Raw genomic sequence first — 17927 nt, forward strand, 5'->3', positions numbered from 1 at the left:
ACCGTCAAGCTTCTGCTTCAACGGAAGGAGGAGCGGCGAAGGTAATAGCGTCAAAAAAAGCTGTTACAGAACCGTCCCGGCTGGTAACGCCGAGCTCGAATGTCCCGCCGGTGGGACTGGAGACGAAGACTCGTGTGATCCCCTCCTGATTGGTTACACCCTCAGCTGGCCGGATAAACAACGAAGGTATCGTCGTCCCGGGATTAGCCTCGACATCACTGCTCCACCTCACTGGCATGCCAATACCCCGATTGCCATAACGGTCCTGCATCGCGGCATACAACTCGACTTCCGCACCAGCCTTCACAACCCCATCCGGCACCTTGGACTTGAGCTGTCCCGGAAAGCTCATCGTGGTTCTATCAGCACCGATCACTACATGCGGCGCTGTCTGTTCCTCATACAGGTCCAGCCAGAAGCGTGGCGTTGCCGTGCCCATGACCTTGTCCGGTATAAACTCGGCGGTCGCCACTCCATCTGTCCAGGTAGCGGTCTGCTTGATGCTGCCCAGTGAGGTCTGCCAGTACACATTGACCCCGCTCAAACCCTTGCCTGCATGGTTCTTGATGGTCACTTTGAAGGTGGCTTTTTCCCCCGGCTTATTGGCCACCAGCACCGTACGATCCACCTCGCTAGTGAGCGTGACCATGTGTTCCAGGGCTTCATCTTCATTGGGGATCAACGGCGCGGGCGAGGTATTCAGGCTGAGCAGTGCATGTTCGGCAGCCAGTGCGTAAGCCGGTTTGTCGATTTCTGCCGGGAGCATGCCCATCAGGAAAATCGTCTGGGCATCCATGCCACTACGGGCTGACAGCTCACGGACGCGGATCAACAGATCCAACTGCGCGAGGTTCTTGATCAGCATCTTTTCCGGATCGACCCGTTTTGCGCACTCACGCACTTCCTGGACGCTCCAGGCGAAAAAAATCGCCAGCCTGATCGCCGCAGTCTCTCGGGCCAGCGCCAGGGCATCGTCAGAGAGAGGCTCAGGTAGTGCGTTGACCTGACGCAGGTAATCAAGCAGTTTTTCCGGTGGCTGCTGACCCAACGCAAAGGCCTGGTTGAGCACCGTCAAGTAATAAAGGGTACTCAGCGTGAACTCATGTTTGTTGTCGCGGCTCAGCCACGTTATATAGCCGTAGGCCAGGTAGTCCTCCAGCAGTTCGACGCTAAGGTCCAGCTTCACCACCACCGCACTGCGGCGCTGCACATCGGCCAATAGTTCGAGCAGCGGATCAGCTTCGTCTGCTTGTTGCCGCCGACGTCCACTTGCGGCGCCGTCATCGTGCCTTGCACCTTCGAGCGCAGACTTGAGCACCTGATAAACCGTCCCGCCTGCCCAGGTGAGTACCGTTAATACCAGCTCGGACTTCAGACCGGCATAGACCGCCAGGCACTCCTTGATCACCGACACCTGGCCTGCCCTGGCTTGCAGCAATACGCCGAGCATTTTTTCGACGATCAGCGCACGCGACTCTTTATCGCCTTCGCCAATGCCGATTTTCACCGCCTCATCGAGCCTCTCGCGGGCAAAGGTCAGGTAATCGAGTTCAATCGCCTCCGACAGCACTTGAACCAACCCGTTGCTGTCGACCAGAGCGGTCAGTAAATCCAGCCAGCTCGCACCGCCCGCCAGCGGCGGGACACCGGCCATCAGTAATGCAGTTTCGGAAAACAGGGCCGCAGACAGCAGACTTCGCAGCTGTTCGAACAACTCCTGCTCATTCGACGATACGGCCGATACCACAACCGGTGAAGCGTGTTGCAGCATCCAGAGCACCGACAGCTCACGCTCATTGCACCAGCGAACACAGGCCTCCATGGCCTGGATGATGTTCAGAGCATCCGGTACGCCTTCGTGTTTGTTCGACTTGAGCTCGGGCACGCCGGCCAACGCCTTGAGCCAACTGTCGCCCCCCAGAATAATGAGCAACAGAATGCCCTCGACCGGACTGATGCCCAACATTCGGGGCAGTTTCACCATGCGGTAAAAGCTTGAGAGGGTTGCCAGGTCGCAGATCAGCGTGTCCTCGCGACCATGGGCATGGGCAATTGCCTGTGCCAGGTGACGGTAGGTATGCAGGTCAATCTTCAGGCCACTGCAGAGTTGATTGACGGTTAACGCGTCCTCGCCCGGCACCGGAAACACCGGAAACTCGTGGCCATCGAGTTGCAGCGGCTTGGGGAAATGCACCGAAGCATTAAAAATGCGATCGAACTGCGACAGCACTTCGCCACGACCGAAAATCGACAGCACGTAGATAAACACCGCGAAGTCCTCGGCGGTACAGCCATAACGCTCGCGTAACTCTTGAAACAGGCCGATGGCCTGCAGGGTGTTTTCTGATATCCAGCACTCGGGCTCAAGCACCCAAGGGGTCACATTGGCATTGATTGCCGCCATCAGCAGGCAATCCACTTGCTCGCTGGGCAGACCTAGCCAGTTGTCCAGGCGCAGCTTGCGGTTCATTCGGTCGAATCGGGTGTGGCTGCTATCTATCAATCGGTGAAGAGCTTCATTTGTTCTTCTGAACTCAATTCTGACAGCAGGTGTTATACCCGCATTGAGATAGACCGAACCTGACTGTGCTCCGCTGGGAGGCAACTCCTCGCCACCTTTCAGAGGAACATTGGTAGACCGCACAGGAGCGAAGCTTTGAATCGATAGCAGCGCCTCAACCTCCAGGGTTTCGAGTTTTGTTCTTTCACAGAAAAAACGTACCTGATACATATTCAACCTCTCGATTGGAGAGGTTCCAAAGTTCAGTTGATAAAAGGCATTCAAAACCTCTGGAGCACCTCCGAGAAAGGGCTCCTCAGTCAACAACGCCCGCTGATAAGGCCCCAACCGAGATGCATGGAGCAAGGCCCGCTCCCCCTCACAGCCTTGGGCATTGAGTTGCAGAAAGTACGGAAAGGACCGATCGACCACACGGGCCACAGCTCCTACCGACAGGTCATGGTGCCGGGCGACAAAATCGATCGTCTTCCAGTCCTGGCAATGGGGCAACCCGTTGGGATAACGGGCCTCGCGCAGGGCATCATCGATATCACTGCCCGCCTGACCGTGGGCATTGATAAACGCTTCCAGCACCCGGACGATAATGTCCACCGATGACACCGGTTGATGCACCGCCTTGTGATCGATGGGCAACGGCAGTAGATCCGTGCGCCGCTCCATGAGTGGTATTTTTTCTTTATCACCACGAGGTTCGATTTTGTCTCTGATCCACATCAGCAGCTCAATCAGATACGCGACCGGCGAAGTCACCGACTCCAGGGCATCAGGCGGGCATAACCTATCAAAGGGGGGATAAAAGAGTTTTTCAAAACTGGGTCCCGTCACCAATGATAAAAGCCCGCTCATCGGTCTCATGGGGTCTGTTTTATCGCTGGTCAACTCCTGCTCGATAAACTGCCGTCGCACATAAATTGCCAAGGCATTGGCACGCCGCAAAAACATTTGCGCGTCACCCGGGTTCAAGCCGAAGTCACGCACCAGACCTTCCACACCCTTTGCCACCAGAGGGAAAACCGATCCATCCTGTTCGATGTATTGGCTCAGCGAACCATTATCCTTGCGCTGTTTCTCACTGAACACTTCGCGGTAGATCTGCCGAAGGGGGGGATTCTGTGAGGCAGCCATGATGACACTCCTTGTACGGATGACAGGACGCTGAACACCCTGGTGAGGGCGTCGCCGGGTTCAATTCACTGGTTGAATTTGGCGCCAGAGCGAAGCCTGCGTCTACTGTCATAACTGACAGTAACGCTGACCGCTCGTCGGAAGCCCTGAAGGCTGTTACTCAGACGAAGGCTTCGGCGATTCAACCTCGAAGCGCGAACTTTCGGCCCGGCGTGATAACCCCGTTCCACCCGCAAGGCGTTGCTGAAAGCAGACCCAATTACCCCCCGGCCTCAGCTTCACTTGAGCCGTAGCCCTCCAATCCGTCTCAGCGATCTCGATGCCGTCAACCAGCGTCTGATCGGGGTTGGACCAGTCAACCAATTTACCCACACCGGCCAGGCCTTTCCCGCCAAATACCACCGGATCAGCGACCCTGCGGCCCTCTGCCGGTACATTGATCAGTGGCTGATAAGCGCCCAAGCGAATCAGCCGTTCAGGTGACGGGGCAGAAGCAAAGCCATCGCGCGATTGCACGGCAATCAACAGGTGATCACCTCCCGGGCAGTCGAGCGTGATCCGCATCGACCAGCTCCGATCAGCAAGAACCTGGACTTGCCCCAGATCCGTTTGCAGAGCATCGGCGAGCGCCACCGTGACCGTATCGCCCGTAAAACCAAACCCGGAACACACCACCTCGTTCTGTACGAGTTCGTCAGGGGCCGGGGTTTCCATGAACGGCACATTCGGCACCACGTTACAGATCAGCGGGGGGCTGTCTTTTGACGTCTGCTGCTCAAAGGTTTGCATGGCCCAAATGACTATTTTGCCGACCGAAAACAACACCACCGAGCCCTCCCAGTGACCGGATTCGTCAACGGGAATTTCGCTAAGCACAGGCACCGGATTGTCTTGGCGCCATACCGAGACCCGGGCACCGGGCATGCCTTGGCCTGAAATGATCGAGGTGCGCGGTAGATCGTCTCCTGGCTGCGGCACCTCGATCATTGGCGGCAACAGCACCACCGTGAACGTGCACTCCTCACTACGCTCCGACTCCCGCACACTATTGCTCTGCGTCGCGTCAATGCTGTATCGACGAAACGCCAGTGGCTCATCAAGACACACTGACCAAGGGCCGTCTTTGGTTAGAAGACTGGAACCCAATATTGAGCTGTATTGAGCGTCCCGGATCTTCACCGTGGCGCACTTCACCCCGTTGTTACCTTTAACGATCAGGTCACGGCCAACCTCTTCGTCTTTACCTGGCTCAGGTGATGTGATGTCCAGTTTGGGGAGCGGAATAGTGAACATCTTGCTCGCCGATTCCGACGTTTGCGAGTCGACCGTCTGGCTCACGGTGACTGTATGAGTGACATCGTGGGCAAAGGGAATGGTGCGTTGAAAGGTCCAGGTGTCGTTCGTGACGAAAGGATTATGCACAGTGGAGGGGGCGTCGCTGTAGACAAGATTGACCCCGGCCCCGGCCCAGCAGGTACCGGTGATGTCCGGCGATAACTCATTGTCGACAATACTCGTGATGACGGGTGCCAAGGGACGGATGGTGACTGTCAGATCGACCTTCGTGGACCACAGACCATCCAATTCTTGTCTAACCCGGACCTGACGCCCAAGGGTCGGGCCCCAGAGTAGTGAAGCCTTCATTGACCACTCCAATCCGAAGACCTTGGTATCTGGAGCGACACTGCCGCCATTCTTATCGGTGACTTCAACCGTAGCCCCGTTCACACCTTTGCCGGAAAAAGTCGGCGTGTACTCCTGCGTATGCTTCAGATCTGTCGGAGGGGCGGGGGGAGGTCGTACCCAGTCAAAGTCAAACTCAACGTGATCCGATGGAATCCAGCCACCGGCGTTATCGGAAACGCGCTGCACGGCAGACAGCGTGTACCGGCCTGCCTCCCAGTTCGTCGCCTCTACCGCCCACTGACTCGTATCGCCCACGGTCGCCGTCAACGTCTTCCCACCCGGTCCATCGACCACGGTCAGGACAACCTCGGCTCCCCCGTACCCTCCTCCCGAGAACTTGACTTTGTTATCCGGCAGTGATTTGACCGTGACTTGCAGCTTGCGCGGGCGTATGTGGAAAATCATCGAATTGGACGATAGTGATATTTTTTCGCCAGCCCAGTACTGAGTCGCAACAATTGAGTGAACACCCGGCGTCAGCTTCCGGTTAGCAGACTCCCGCCAACGTCTTTCAAGATTCACGTGGGCAGTGCAAAGGGGCTGCTCGGGCTCACGATCTGGATGGATGATTACCTGAGTAAAGACTACTGGAGCACCCGCTGGAATCGTGCCTGAAATCACTGGCAATTGATCTTCTGTCCAAGACCCAACAGGTTCAATGAGAGGGGCAGGAACAAGAACCCCCAATTTGTTAAAAGAGACCGGAAGAGTGTCAGCGGTAGTACCGTCTATCCCATAACTCCTTGCAACGATGGTATGCCGTCCGAGGGGAACGAAAGTCGACAGAGCCCAAGGCCCTCCAGGAGTAAGTGCAGGAAAGGTAAACCCTAGAGGAATCTCACTCTTATCAGGGTTTACTTTAAATACATGGACAGCTACAGGAATGATTGTCCCCCCTTTCACGACGAAGGGGTCGGCCTCGACTGCCTGCCCTTGATACGGTTGGTCGATGCGAAAAGGCTCCTTGGCATTTTCAAGGGGCACTTGAAGCTCATATTTCGGGTCATCTTCCATAGCAGGCTCGCTAGCAGGAGAAGCGTTAGTGGCATACCGTCGATTTTTACAACCAAGGCCCGCGACTAGCTACCTGTAAAAACTGACAGTTCAGACGAACGGTATAGTTGATCTCCTTGCCTTCCCCCCGTGTTCTCATCCCCTCAGTCAGCGGCTACACCTCCTTGCGCCGCAGCCTACACATCCGCCAGAATCCGCCGGCTTGTGCACCTTGTTCGCCACGGCTAACGTGAGTCCTATCGCTGCCCATCAGCGATCGGGTTTAGTCGCTCGGAGGTTACACGTAGGTGCACTGCGCTCCAGATGGTCAGGTATTCCCTATCCCTGAACGTTATGGTGGCTGTGCGCAGGGCGCCCTCGGGCGCGCCGGTTTTTCGTGTTTCCTCCCGGTCGACTAACCTGCGTTCAGCCGCCACCCCTCGTTTAGTCGCGAGTCGGTGGCAGCCCCACTCAAGGAAACAACAGAATGTTCAAAGCCACGCCTAATCCCCCTGAATACGACAACGTTTCCCCCTACGATTCCCCCGACTCGAAAAAGCTCCACGCCGCCGCCCACAAGGCGCTGGACCACTACCTCAAACCCGGCACCGGCAACCCGCGCGACTATGAACGGCGCTCACTGAAGTTCTTCGCGGTGCTCCCCGACATCAACAACGAAGCCTTGATGGCCTAAACCTACGAGACCTTCTGCTCGGTGAGCACATTGATCCTCGACCTGTCCGACGACCTGGAAGACAAGCACCGCAACCTGGCGCTGGCGATCCATCAGCTGACCGAGCACGGGTTGTTGTTGGTGGAGAAGGCGCTGGACAACGAGTACCCGATCCAGCCGATCGAGTACGGGCTTCAGCTGTAACGCGTTGAACGGCAAAAGATCGCAGCCTTCATCGATCAAGTCCAATGCCTCTGTGGATAGAGGCATTGGTGGTAATACTCAATCCAGAGCAAGTGGTGGGTGCGCCCCGGACTTAGTTGCCACCACCAAGTCGAATGAGCCGTTTTGAATTCTTTTGCCTGTATACGTAGTAAATTGGAACGTGCCTTCCACACGCGTTCCATCTGCACTCACTATGATGGCGACCCAACCTGATACACCCATCTGGAGTAAATAGGTGCCATCTGGTCTTGTAAGCATATACGTGGCGGTTGCTTCGGTACCAACAACGTAACGTTTCGTCTTCACATCCGGAGGTAACACGATGCTTACCTCACTCTCGCCTAATGAATGGCCTTGTCTGGCATACACGTAAAAATTGCCATCCGACTGTTTTCCACAAATGAATTTTTCTCCAGAAAACCTCCCAGGTGGATCTGGTAGATCACAGGTGTATGTCTGCAAGAGCTTGGCTTCTTGCGACAAACCTTCGACTCTGGTGTTCATGATAGTGCTCCCTTTCATTCAGTAAACTTCAGATGACCTCGTAACGGCGTCAATCCAAAACTAAACAAAAAAAACGGGCGCGAATACTGTCACTTATGGCAGGTATAAAAACAGATTTTTTATCGCCAATTGATTAACCAGAATGCTGTTTTCGAAATAACATGCCTCCGATCCTGGCAACACTTCTTGTGTCGTCCAACGTTCGGAGAAGCTCATGCTGGGGATCCAGTCGCAGGCGATCTTTTGCTGCATCAGACCGAAGCCGGCATCGGGTAAAAGCTGAAGTACTGGTGCAAGGCACTCACCAGTTGCCCGTATTCAGCCGGTGCGCGTTGCACCTCGAAACCGGCGTCGTAGTGGTGGGGAGTGGCGTCTTCACGACACCACAGGCAACGGGCACGCAGGTCGATGACCTGCAAGGCTCCTTCGCTGGCCGGGATTTTCAAGCGCAGGTCAAACGCTGCGCCGACCATCATCGGCAACGGGCAAATGAGCATCAGGCTATCATCCGTGACATTGCCGATAAAGCCGACAGGCTTGTCGGTGACACTGTTGAACACTCGCAGAAAACACGGCAGTTGATGCCGCTCGATCCGACGGTCAGTGAACAGGCTGTTTATCACTTTGGAAAGCCCCTTGAGCAGGGTCGTACTGATACTTCGGAACGTGCCTGACAGACAGGAGCGCTCTCCCCGATTCCGTTGCCGGTCACAGGTATCAACATGGTTTAGGTTGAACATTCTAAAACACGCTAATCGAAGATTAGCTCAAGGCGGGCACACACACCCTGATGCTCGTCAGTTAACGAATATCTATCGACGGGTGATCAATTGTGGCGAGGGAGCTTGCTCCCGCTCGACCGCGAAGCGGTCGTAATCCGGTAATCGCGTTCCATCTGAATATTCGCGGTGGCTGATTTCAGGGTCGCTTCGCCCGAGCGCGGACCGACCCGCGGGAGCAAGCTCCCTCGCCACAGGTTTTGCGTTCGGCACGCTTGTCTCTTGGCTGACGGGGATCAGGCACATACCATTACAGAGGCGCGGGCATACTTTTGGCGCTGCTGCGCGGTGGGTACCAACCCAGCGACTGCAAGGTTTCCAGCCGCGCGCGGGCACGGTACGCGTACTCGTTGTCCGGGTACTGGGCGATGATGAACTGGTAAGTCTGGGCCGCATCGACATAGAGCTTCTGACGTTCCAGGCACTGGCCGCGCAGCATCGACACTTCCGGCTGTATATAGCGCCGCGCCCGGCTGTTGCGATCGACCTGGGACAATTCGAGCATCGCGTCCTCGCAATTGCCTCGGTCATAAGCGCGGTAGGCGTTGTTCAAATGATGGTCCATCGACCAACGGGTGCAGCCCGTGGCACTGAGGGCAAGGGCGGCAATGAGCACGAATCGCATGGGGGTTCTCCTGTCTTGTGCTCTGTATCGACCCGTTGGTGAAAATCTTCAATCACCGGATCAAGCGAAAAAAGCCCACTGAGCCGCCAAGGCTCAGTGGGCTTTTTAATGAACGACAACATCCTGGTCAGTCGACCTTAAATGTTCGAGCCGGTGACCAAGGGCCGGTGCCGGTGCCACGGATCAGGCGTGCAGTAATCATATGCACACCCTTGGGCAGATCTTCGCCCAACGTACCTGACCAATGACCGTCCGCTGACACCTCGCGTCTCAAAAGCAAATGGCCGCTCCCTGCTTCTGCGATTTCAACAACGTCGCCTTTTTCAGTTTTAGAAGCGGTGCCCGATACCTTGACCTTGTTTTGCTCTGTTGCGCCCTCTACCGGTTGCACGATTACCGGAATAATCAGTACCTGGGTGTCCGTGGTCATGTTGTCATCTCCTTGACTCGTCACCTTTTGACGAGCCTCCAGAGCATTCAACCCCCCCCCTAATGCCTGCCTACCTGTTAAAACTAACAGCGCCGACAAACGGCAGGTGCTTATCAATGAACGGATCCGAAAATTTTCAGGAATGTTCGTTTAAAGAAACAAATGAAAAGTAGTGCAAACGAACAATGACTACAGCATCGGACCATAGTAGCCTCACCCAGCGCTTGAACTCAGGAGTCTTTGCATGTCCGTCCGTCGTACCAAAATCGTCGCTACCCTTGGCCCGGCCAGTAACTCGCCGGAAGTTCTCGAACAGCTGATTCTGGCTGGCCTGGACGTTGCCCGCTTGAACTTTTCCCACGGCACCCCCGACGAGCACAAGGCTCGCGCCAAGCTGGTGCGTGACCTCGCTGCCAAGCACGGGCGCTTCGTTGCCCTGCTGGGTGACCTGCAAGGCCCGAAAATCCGTATCGCCAAATTCGCCAACAAGAAGATCGAGCTGAAGATCGGTGATCAATTCACCTTCTCCACCAGCCATCCGTTGACCGAAGGCAACCAGCAAGTGGTCGGCATCGACTACCCGGACCTGGTGAAGGACTGCGGCGTGGGCGACGAGCTGCTGCTCGACGACGGTCGCGTGGTGATGCGCGTTGATACCGCCACCGCCACCGAACTGCATTGCACCGTGACCATCGGCGGCCCGCTGTCGGACCACAAAGGCATCAACCGTCGCGGTGGCGGCCTGACGGCTCCGGCCCTGACTGAAAAAGACAAGGCCGACATCAAGCTCGCCGCCGAAATGGAAGTCGACTACCTCGCCGTGTCCTTCCCGCGTGATGCCGCCGACATGGAATACGCCCGCCAACTGCGCGACGAAGCCGGCGGTACTGCCTGGCTGGTGGCGAAGATCGAGCGCGCTGAAGCCGTGGCCGATGACGAAACCCTCGATGGCCTGATCAAAGCCTCGGACGCCGTGATGGTCGCCCGTGGTGACTTGGGCGTGGAAATCGGCGACGCCGAGCTGGTGGGTATTCAGAAGAAGATCATCCTGCACGCACGCCGCCACAATAAAGCGGTGATCGTCGCGACCCAGATGATGGAGTCGATGATCCTGAACCCGATGCCGACCCGCGCTGAAGTGTCCGACGTAGCCAACGCCGTACTCGACTACACCGACGCCGTAATGCTCTCGGCAGAAAGCGCCGCCGGCCAATACCCGCTCGAAGCGGTCCAGGCCATGGCACGGATTTGCATCGGCGCTGAAAAGCACCCGACCAGCAAAACCTCCAGCCACCGCATCGGTAAAGTGTTCGAAAGCTGCGACCAGAGTATTGCCCTGGCCGCCATGTACACCGCCAACCACTTCCCGGGCGTGAAGGCGATCATCGCCTTGACCGAAAGTGGCTACACGCCGCTGATCATGTCGCGCATTCGTTCTTCGGTGCCGATCTACGCGTTCTCCCCGCACCGCGAAACCCAGGCCCGCGCGGCCATGTTCCGTGGCGTCTACACCGTACCGTTCGACCCGGCATCGTTGCCGCCCGAGCAAGTCAGCCAGGCTGCGATCGACGAGTTGCTCAAACTCGGTGTGGTCGAGAAAGGCGACTGGGTCATCCTGACCAAGGGCGACAGCTACCACACCATCGGTGGCACCAACGGCATGAAGATCCTGCACGTTGGCGACAAGATGGTCTGAGTAAAAGAGCGCTGAAACGCAAAAGCCCCGCCATGTGAATGGCGGGGCTTTTTTTCGTTTAAAAATAATCAGATAGACGATTTAAGCGTTTCTCACCTGTCAGATCTGACAGTAGACGCCCTTCCGTTCACCCCCTTTAATCGATTCCGTCCACCGCTGCTATCGCTGTCATCAAGGCTTTCTCGCGCTTGGCTGATGCGGCTCGTCATTGGCAGCCCTTGACGGATAACTCACTCCAATTAAAGGAATAGAACGATGAGCCAATACACAGCACTGACCGCTCGCGCCGCGGGTGATCTCGACCCGGAATTTGGTGAAGACAAAGACGGTAAAGTCATTCTGCGTTTTCCCGATGCACGAGATACTTCAGGCGAATGTATTGCCGAAGGCCCCGACGGCGAGATCTATGTCGGCGGCAGTGTCGACGCCGAAGGCATTGACATCATCCACAAGCTAGGTATCGCTTGCCTGCACAAAAATGGCACTTTAGATACGGAGTTCGGCAAGGACGGATATGTAGTCTTACGTTTTGGCCCGATGCAAGACACCCACCTGCGCCAGATCCTTTTTCTCACCGTCGGGGGTGAACCCAGAATCCTGCTGTCCGGTATCGATACGAAAAGAGGTGAAGTTGTGCTCGCTCGCCTTCATATCGACGGGCGTGTGGATGAGCGTTTTGGCGTGAAAGGCCTGCTGACGGTCAAACAGCCTGAAAACCTTGCCAAAGACCTTGGGCTGGGTTTTACACCGCAGACGACCGCCAGCATGGACGCCTCAGGGCCTTGCACGGTGGCGGATGGGAAAATCTATGTGGTCATGGAAGTGTACATGCCGATCTGGATTGCCACGGTGGCGTTACTGATCCGCCTCAATGATGACGGCTCGTTTGACACCGCCTTCAACAAAACCGGTTATGTCGCCGTTACCAATCAGTACTGGGGCAATAGCACCATCAAGGACATTTTGGTGCATAACGGAAAAATCACCGTGTGCGGAACACTGGCAGGTCATGGCATGGTGGCTCGTGTGAATGAGGATGGCTCTTTCGACCGCACCTTCGCCGACAACGGTTTCAAACTGGTCGAGAATCCCGGTCCCTCGCTCGAAAAGCTCGTCCAGTATTCCGAAGACGCTGTTCTTGCAGCCGGTTGGGTGTCGTCTCCGACGCGGGGCGTGCTGGTTTGCCTCAATGATAAAGGTGAATTTGAACCAGGATTCAATGACGCAAAGGTACTGTTTCAGACGTTCGAAAGCGGTGTCATGTATTTTGGTGTCGGGTTGACCAATGGGAACATTATCGCGTCCGGGAGGCTGGTATCAGCAGACGGCTCTCCCTCATTCGTGGTGGCTCGTTACCTGATTAACGGCAAACTGGATACCGACTTTGGCCACGGTAAAGGCTGGAGCTCCACCCGATTCGAAGACCATTACACGGTCGCAAACACCATGACCTTACAAAAAGACGGGAACGTGCTGGTCCTGGGCGATTGGGGGAGCGGCGCCAGCTACGCTGCGCTAATTGCCCGCTTCCTGAACCCCGCAGCCTCACGTTGAATACAGTGCAGAACCGCCCCCGTAGTAGCTGTCGAGCCTGCGAGGCGGCGTTCGAACGAAGTCCTCGCAAATCCTGCATACGCGGCTTTCTGGTAAGAATGCGTTGCCTGATTTTACGACTGCTTCGCAGCCGAACGCCGCCTCGCAGGCTCGACAGCTGCTACAGAACCGGATCGCGGGCTCGGCAGCTGCGGCAACCTTCAGGATCTGTTGATAAACCCCGACAACGCCGCAATCGCTTCCGGCGAGCGCAACCGTTGGACAAACAGCTTGCCCTCCTCCTCGATCGCTTTGCGCAGCTGTTCGCGGTCCGGGGCTTTCATCAACTGCTTGCTGATGCGCACGGCTTCGGGCGCCAGTGTTTCGAAGCGCAATGCCATCTCGCGCGCCTTGGCCACTGCGGCCTCGCCAGTGGGCAACGCTTGGGTTGCGATACCCCAGGCGGCGGCCTGTTCACCGCTGAAACCTTCGCCCAGCAGCAACAGCTCGGCAGCTTTGGCCTGCCCGAGCAAACGCGGCAGGATCAGGCTGGAACCAAATTCCGGGCACAGCCCGAGGTTGACGAACGGCATGCGCAACTTCGCGTCCGCGCTGATGTACACCAGGTCGCAATGCAACAGCAGGGTAGTGCCGATGCCCACGGCAGCGCCGGCCACTGCCGCGATCACCGGCTTGCGGCATTCCAGCAGGTTGCGCATGAACTGGAACACCGGGCTGGTGAGGTCGCTTGGCGGCTCTTCGAGGAAATCAGCAATGTCGTTACCCGCGGTAAAGCATTCACGGGTGCCGGTGATCAGTATGGCGTTGATCTCGGGGTCGGCGTCGGCCTGTAGCAAGGCGTCCGCCAATTGGCTGTACATGGCGCGGGTCAGGGCGTTTTTCTTGTCCGGGCGGTTCAGGCGCAAGGTCAGCAGCCCGCGCTCACGTTCCAGCAGGATTGCGTTCGTCATGGTGAGTCTCGTGAAAGTGATTTCGCGTTCAACCCCGCGGCACGAAGACATCGGCCAATAGTTGATTGCGCGGCAGCCCTGCCAGGTACAGGCGCCGGGCAAAGGCGTCGACGCTGTCGGGGTGCCCGCAGAGTAAGGCCAGGGTTTGCCGGGAAACAAGGCGTAATTGCGCCAAAGCCGCCGCCAGCTCAGCCGTCGTCAACAGCTCGACGCTAAGGTTGGGACGCTGTGCCGCCAGCGCCGCCAAGGGTTTGGCCAGGTAATGCTCGCTGGCATCATGGGCCAGGTGAATTACCCGGATGGGGCCTTGATGATCCTGGCGCAACGCCTCGCGCAACACACCGAACAATGGCGCCAATCCGGTGCCGGCCGCCAGCAGCCACAACGGTTGGGTTTGCCAGTCGGGGTCATAATGCAGCGCACCGCCGCGCAACTCGCCCAGGCGAATCGGGTCGCCGATTTTCAGCAAGCGTGCCGCATCGCTGAATTCGCCCGGCAAGCGGCAGTCGAGGTGAAACTCCAGAAAACGATCTTCCTGCGGCAGGCTGGCCAGCGAATACGGCCGCGCCACATTACCGGCCCACAACACCAGATGCTGCCCGGCCTGATAGCGCAAGGGCCGCTCGGGCTGCAAACGCAGGCGCAACACGCTGGCACTTAACCAGTCGGCAGCTTCGACGGTGGCCGGCAAGCCGTCGCGCAGCGGATCGAATACCGCTACGTGCAGGTCATCGACGACCTCGCACTGACAGGCCAGCCGCCAACCTTGCTCACGTTGCTCGGCGCTCAGCGCATCGGGACGTCGGTCGCTCACCTCGCCTTTGAGGCAATGCACCATGCACGCATGGCAACTGCCGGCGCGGCAGCTGTAGGGCACGTGCATCCCCTTCTGGTTAAGCGCGTCGAGCAGGTTGCTGCCCGCTGCCACCGACCATTGGCTATCGCCCACCCTTAGTTCAGGCATCGGCGTTTTCCCAAGCGGCAGCGCAGCGATTGCGACCGTCACGCTTGGCGCGATACAGCGCCTGATCGGCACGCTGCAAGGCGTCATCCAGATAGTCACCCGACTCAAGCAAGGTCATGCCGGCGGACAGGCTCAGGTCCTGCACCGGCAGACCGACCAGTTCGACCTCGGTAAAGGCAATGCGCAGCCGCTCGCAGCAAGAGGTCAGGCGCTCGGGATCACAATCGGGTAGTAACAACACAAACTCCTCACCGCCATAACGCGCCAGTACATCGTCTTCACGCAGGCAGGCCGTGGCGACACCGGCGAACGCCTGCAACACCTGATCGCCGGCCGCATGGCCATACTTGTCGTTGATGCGTTTGAAATAGTCGAGGTCAATCAGTGCCAGACCATGCACCGTACCCTCTTCCATGCTGCGCAGTTCGCGCGTGGTCAGGCGTAGAAAATGCCGGCGGTTGAACAACCCCGTGAGTTCGTCGGTGGCAACCAGGCCTTCGAGTTGGCGCATCATCCCGCGCAAGGTGTCTTGATGCGCTTGCAAGGCAAAGCGCCGCTTGCGCATGCGTTGGCGTGAGGTCTGAACGTAGCCGGCATATAGCGTCAGCCAGACCAGCACGATAAACAACACGCAGACTTGCAGCGCCGCCAGCGCCGGGTCGACCGGTTCGAGGTGATAACCTTCCCAGAGGTTAAGGCCCGCAAAGCTGAAAAAGACCAAGGCCGCACATCGGATGAACGCTTGGCGCGGCAGATGGAAAAGTCCGAATAACAGAATCAACAGGTAAAACACCAGGAAGGCGCCACGGGCCGAGTCCAGATGAGCGATCAACCAGGTCTGCCAGCCAAGCCCCAGGAGCACCTGAACTTCAGTCAGGCCAGGGTCGGCAAAACGCAGATTGCTCCCGGTGGAGAACACCGCGAACAACACCGCCTGGCTGAGTATCACCAGCAGCGTACCGATTACCGCGCTGCGCACCGAGCCTTGATAGTGACCACTGAGAATCGCCAGCCACAGCAGCAATAACACCAGCGCATAGGTGCCCGTCGCCAGAATAAAGCGCTTGAGCAACAGACTCTGGAGAGCGTTATGGGTCAATCGTTGGCTCACCGTGCGAAGGGGGGACTGATAACAGTGTCCTACCCTGAAATGCCAGATGTCACTTTAGTGTTGCACCTCAAGAATGACCATTCAATTTTGAGGTAATCAACCGCACACAGACTCCTTGTGGCGAGGGGGCTTGCCCCCGTTCGGCTGCGAAGCAGTCGTAATATGGTTGAACGCGTTCTGCCTGGGAAATGCGATGACAGATTTTGGGACTGCTGCGCAGTCCAACGGGGGCAAGCCCCCTCGCCACAACTGCCCTGTCGTCTGAGTATCTTTGTCGTTGCATGTGACCAAGGTTTGACTGCCGGCGGGTGTGCCCGGCTTCGAGGCGCGTTATACTGCCGCGCCTTTTTAGCGTCGCGCCAGCAACCCCGGCGTGCCTTGAAAGGTGTTTGCAGCCGACCGATGCACCCCAACTGCAAGCACCTTATTGAATGTTCCCGTCTTTTAGAGGAGCGCGACTCATGACCGTGATCAAGCAAGACGACCTGATTCAGAGCGTTGCTGACGCCCTGCAGTTCATTTCCTACTACCACCCCGTGGATTTCATCCAGGCGATGCACGAGGCCTACCTGCGTGAAGAATCGCCGGCAGCCCGCGATTCGATGGCGCAGATCCTGATCAACTCGCGCATGTGTGCCACTGGCCACCGTCCGATTTGCCAGGACACCGGCATCGTCACCGTGTTCGTTCGCGTGGGCATGGACGTGCGCTGGGATGGCGCGACCATGGGCCTGGACGACATGATCAACGAAGGCGTGCGTCGCGCCTATAACCTGCCGGAAAACGTCCTGCGTGCTTCGATCCTCGCCGACCCGGCGGGCGCTCGTAAAAACACCAAGGACAACACCCCGGCGGTGATCCACTACTCGATCGTTCCGGGTAACACCGTGGAAGTCGACGTGGCAGCCAAGGGCGGCGGTTCCGAGAACAAGTCGAAAATGGCCATGCTCAACCCGTCCGACTCGATCGTTGACTGGGTGCTGAAAACCGTTCCGGAAATGGGCGCTGGCTGGTGCCCACCAGGCATGCTCGGCATCGGCATCGGCGGCACCGCCGAGAAAGCCGCGGTCATGGCCAAGGAAGTGTTGATGGAATCCATCGACATCCACGAGCTGAAAAAACGCGGCCCGTCCAACCGTATCGAAGAGATGCGCCTGGAGCTGTTCGAGAAGGTTAATCAACTGGGCATCGGCGCCCAGGGCCTGGGTGGCCTGACCACCGTGCTCGACGTGAAGATCATGGATTACCCGACCCACGCCGCCTCGTTGCCGGTGTGCATGATCCCCAACTGCGCCGCCACCCGTCACGCGCACTTCGTGCTCGACGGTTCCGGCCCGGCGTCGCTGGAAGCGCCACCGTTGGACGCCTACCCGGAAATCGTCTGGGAAGCCGGCCCGTCGGCCCGCCGCGTCAATCTCGACACCCTGACACCTGAAGAAGTGCAGAGCTGGAAGCCGGGCGAAACCGTCCTGCTGAACGGCAAGATGCTCACCGGTCGCGACGCTGCGCACAAGCGCATGGTCGAGATGCTGAACAAGGGTGAAACCCTGCCGGTGGACCTCAAGGGTCGCTTCATCTACTACGTCGGCCCGGTCGATCCGGTACGCGAAGAAGTGGTTGGCCCAGCTGGCCCGACCACCGCGACGCGGATGGACAAGTTCACCCGCCAGATCCTCGAGCAAACCGGCCTGCTGGGCATGATCGGCAAATCGGAACGCGGCCCGACCGCGATCGAAGCGATCAAGGACCACAAGGCGGTTTACCTGATGGCAGTCGGCGGCGCGGCTTACCTGGTAGCGCAAGCGATCAAGAAATCCCGCGTGGTGGCGTTCGCCGAACTGGGCATGGAAGCGATCTACGAGTTCGACGTCAAAGACATGCCGGTGACCGTTGCGGTCGACAGCAAGGGCGAGTCGGTGCACATCACCGGCCCAGCCATCTGGCAGAAGAAAATCAGTGAAAGCCTGGCGGTAGAAGTGCAGTAAGTCTTTAACCGCAGGTCAAGAAAGCCGCAGTGTTTGCAAAAACAGTGCGGCTTTTTTTCGCCTGTCGTTTGCGCAGGTCGCTACAAACGGATGGCGATAAAAAATC

The 17927-nt window shown here is 57.6% G+C and carries 13 protein-coding genes and 1 pseudogene; 5 read left to right on the top strand and 9 right to left on the bottom strand.

Annotation, left to right across the window (positions count from 1 at the left end):
• Positions 1-4 precede the first annotated feature (4 nt).
• Together AC3WK5_RS09170 and AC3WK5_RS09175 are read right to left on the bottom strand one after the other, a co-directional pair.
• On the bottom strand, positions 5-3463 hold the full coding sequence (locus AC3WK5_RS09170; protein ID WP_256585118.1) for a Tc toxin subunit A: 3459 nt from the start codon (positions 3461-3463) through the stop codon (positions 5-7).
• A 339-nt stretch (positions 3464-3802) separates the two neighbouring features.
• A complete protein-coding gene (locus AC3WK5_RS09175; RefSeq protein WP_103315039.1) occupies positions 3803-6346 on the bottom strand; it encodes an Ig-like domain-containing protein in 2544 nt (847 codons plus the stop codon).
• 466 nt (positions 6347-6812) lie between these two features.
• Between AC3WK5_RS09175 and AC3WK5_RS09180 the strand changes: the two genes are divergently transcribed.
• Together AC3WK5_RS09180 and AC3WK5_RS09185 are read left to right on the top strand one after the other, a co-directional pair.
• Complete coding sequence (locus AC3WK5_RS09180; RefSeq protein ID WP_371919116.1) at positions 6813-7019, top strand: hypothetical protein; 207 nt, start codon at positions 6813-6815, stop codon at positions 7017-7019.
• A gap of 12 nt (positions 7020-7031) precedes the next feature.
• Positions 7032-7202: pseudogene (locus AC3WK5_RS09185) on the top strand (DUF6124 family protein); the annotation flags it as partial.
• A gap of 78 nt (positions 7203-7280) precedes the next feature.
• Here AC3WK5_RS09185 and AC3WK5_RS09190 read toward each other — a convergent pair.
• From AC3WK5_RS09190 to AC3WK5_RS09205, 4 genes are all read right to left on the bottom strand, one after another.
• Complete coding sequence (locus AC3WK5_RS09190) at positions 7281-7727, bottom strand: hypothetical protein (RefSeq protein WP_103315041.1); 447 nt, start codon at positions 7725-7727, stop codon at positions 7281-7283.
• Positions 7728-7978: 251 nt separating this feature from the next.
• Entirely contained in the window at positions 7979-8338 is a 360-nt protein-coding gene (locus AC3WK5_RS09195) for a pilus assembly protein PilZ (protein WP_103315108.1), read from the bottom strand.
• 418 nt (positions 8339-8756) lie between these two features.
• Positions 8757-9131, bottom strand: a complete 375-nt coding sequence (locus tag AC3WK5_RS09200; protein WP_103315042.1) for a tetratricopeptide repeat protein — start codon at positions 9129-9131, stop codon at positions 8757-8759.
• Between the two features lie 127 nt (positions 9132-9258).
• The gene (locus tag AC3WK5_RS09205; protein ID WP_103315043.1) at positions 9259-9561 is read right to left on the bottom strand and encodes a hypothetical protein; all 303 of its coding nucleotides are present in this window, start codon (positions 9559-9561) and stop codon (positions 9259-9261) included.
• 244 nt (positions 9562-9805) lie between these two features.
• Between AC3WK5_RS09205 and pyk the strand changes: the two genes are divergently transcribed.
• Together pyk and AC3WK5_RS09215 are read left to right on the top strand one after the other, a co-directional pair.
• Positions 9806-11257 carry a pyruvate kinase gene (gene pyk / locus AC3WK5_RS09210; RefSeq protein ID WP_054593742.1) on the top strand — a complete coding sequence of 484 codons (1452 nt, stop codon included), beginning with the start codon at positions 9806-9808 and terminating at the stop codon, positions 11255-11257.
• Positions 11258-11512: 255 nt separating this feature from the next.
• A complete protein-coding gene (locus AC3WK5_RS09215; protein WP_103315044.1) occupies positions 11513-12811 on the top strand; it encodes a hypothetical protein in 1299 nt (432 codons plus the stop codon).
• Between the two features lie 200 nt (positions 12812-13011).
• Here the strand turns inward: AC3WK5_RS09215 and AC3WK5_RS09220 are convergent, their stop codons facing one another.
• Genes AC3WK5_RS09220 through AC3WK5_RS09230 form a run of 3 tightly spaced genes read right to left on the bottom strand, consistent with a single transcriptional unit; the run spans position 13012 to position 15824 of the window.
• Positions 13012-13761, bottom strand: a complete 750-nt coding sequence (locus AC3WK5_RS09220) for an enoyl-CoA hydratase-related protein (protein ID WP_103315045.1) — start codon at positions 13759-13761, stop codon at positions 13012-13014.
• A 28-nt stretch (positions 13762-13789) separates the two neighbouring features.
• The gene (locus tag AC3WK5_RS09225; protein ID WP_103315046.1) at positions 13790-14725 is read right to left on the bottom strand and encodes an iron-sulfur-binding ferredoxin reductase; all 936 of its coding nucleotides are present in this window, start codon (positions 14723-14725) and stop codon (positions 13790-13792) included.
• Complete coding sequence (locus AC3WK5_RS09230) at positions 14718-15824, bottom strand: GGDEF domain-containing protein (RefSeq protein ID WP_103315047.1); 1107 nt, start codon at positions 15822-15824, stop codon at positions 14718-14720. The genes AC3WK5_RS09225 and AC3WK5_RS09230 overlap by 8 nt, the downstream gene beginning before the upstream one ends.
• A gap of 473 nt (positions 15825-16297) precedes the next feature.
• Between AC3WK5_RS09230 and AC3WK5_RS09235 the strand changes: the two genes are divergently transcribed.
• Positions 16298-17821 (top strand): fumarate hydratase, encoded by a 1524-nt coding sequence (locus AC3WK5_RS09235; RefSeq protein ID WP_019693298.1) that lies wholly within the window; start codon positions 16298-16300, stop codon positions 17819-17821.
• Positions 17822-17927 lie beyond the last annotated feature (106 nt).

The sequence above is a fragment of the Pseudomonas sp. FW306-02-D09B genome, assembly GCF_058782685.1.

Excerpts from the sequence above, each read along its gene's own strand:
- AC3WK5_RS09170 (WP_256585118.1), bottom strand. The coding sequence starts at position 3,463 with ATGTTTTTGCGGCGTGCCAATGCCTTGGCAATTTATGTGCGACGGCAG.
- AC3WK5_RS09175 (WP_103315039.1), bottom strand. The coding sequence starts at position 6,346 with ATGGAAGATGACCCGAAATATGAGCTTCAAGTGCCCCTTGAAAATGCC.
- AC3WK5_RS09180 (WP_371919116.1), top strand. The coding sequence starts at position 6,813 with ATGTTCAAAGCCACGCCTAATCCCCCTGAATACGACAACGTTTCCCCC.
- AC3WK5_RS09190 (WP_103315041.1), bottom strand. The coding sequence starts at position 7,727 with ATGAACACCAGAGTCGAAGGTTTGTCGCAAGAAGCCAAGCTCTTGCAG.
- AC3WK5_RS09200 (WP_103315042.1), bottom strand. The coding sequence starts at position 9,131 with ATGCGATTCGTGCTCATTGCCGCCCTTGCCCTCAGTGCCACGGGCTGC.
- AC3WK5_RS09205 (WP_103315043.1), bottom strand. The coding sequence starts at position 9,561 with ATGACCACGGACACCCAGGTACTGATTATTCCGGTAATCGTGCAACCG.
- pyk (WP_054593742.1), top strand. The coding sequence starts at position 9,806 with ATGTCCGTCCGTCGTACCAAAATCGTCGCTACCCTTGGCCCGGCCAGT.
- AC3WK5_RS09215 (WP_103315044.1), top strand. The coding sequence starts at position 11,513 with ATGAGCCAATACACAGCACTGACCGCTCGCGCCGCGGGTGATCTCGAC.
- AC3WK5_RS09220 (WP_103315045.1), bottom strand. The coding sequence starts at position 13,761 with ATGACGAACGCAATCCTGCTGGAACGTGAGCGCGGGCTGCTGACCTTG.
- AC3WK5_RS09225 (WP_103315046.1), bottom strand. The coding sequence starts at position 14,725 with ATGCCTGAACTAAGGGTGGGCGATAGCCAATGGTCGGTGGCAGCGGGC.
- AC3WK5_RS09235 (WP_019693298.1), top strand. The coding sequence starts at position 16,298 with ATGACCGTGATCAAGCAAGACGACCTGATTCAGAGCGTTGCTGACGCC.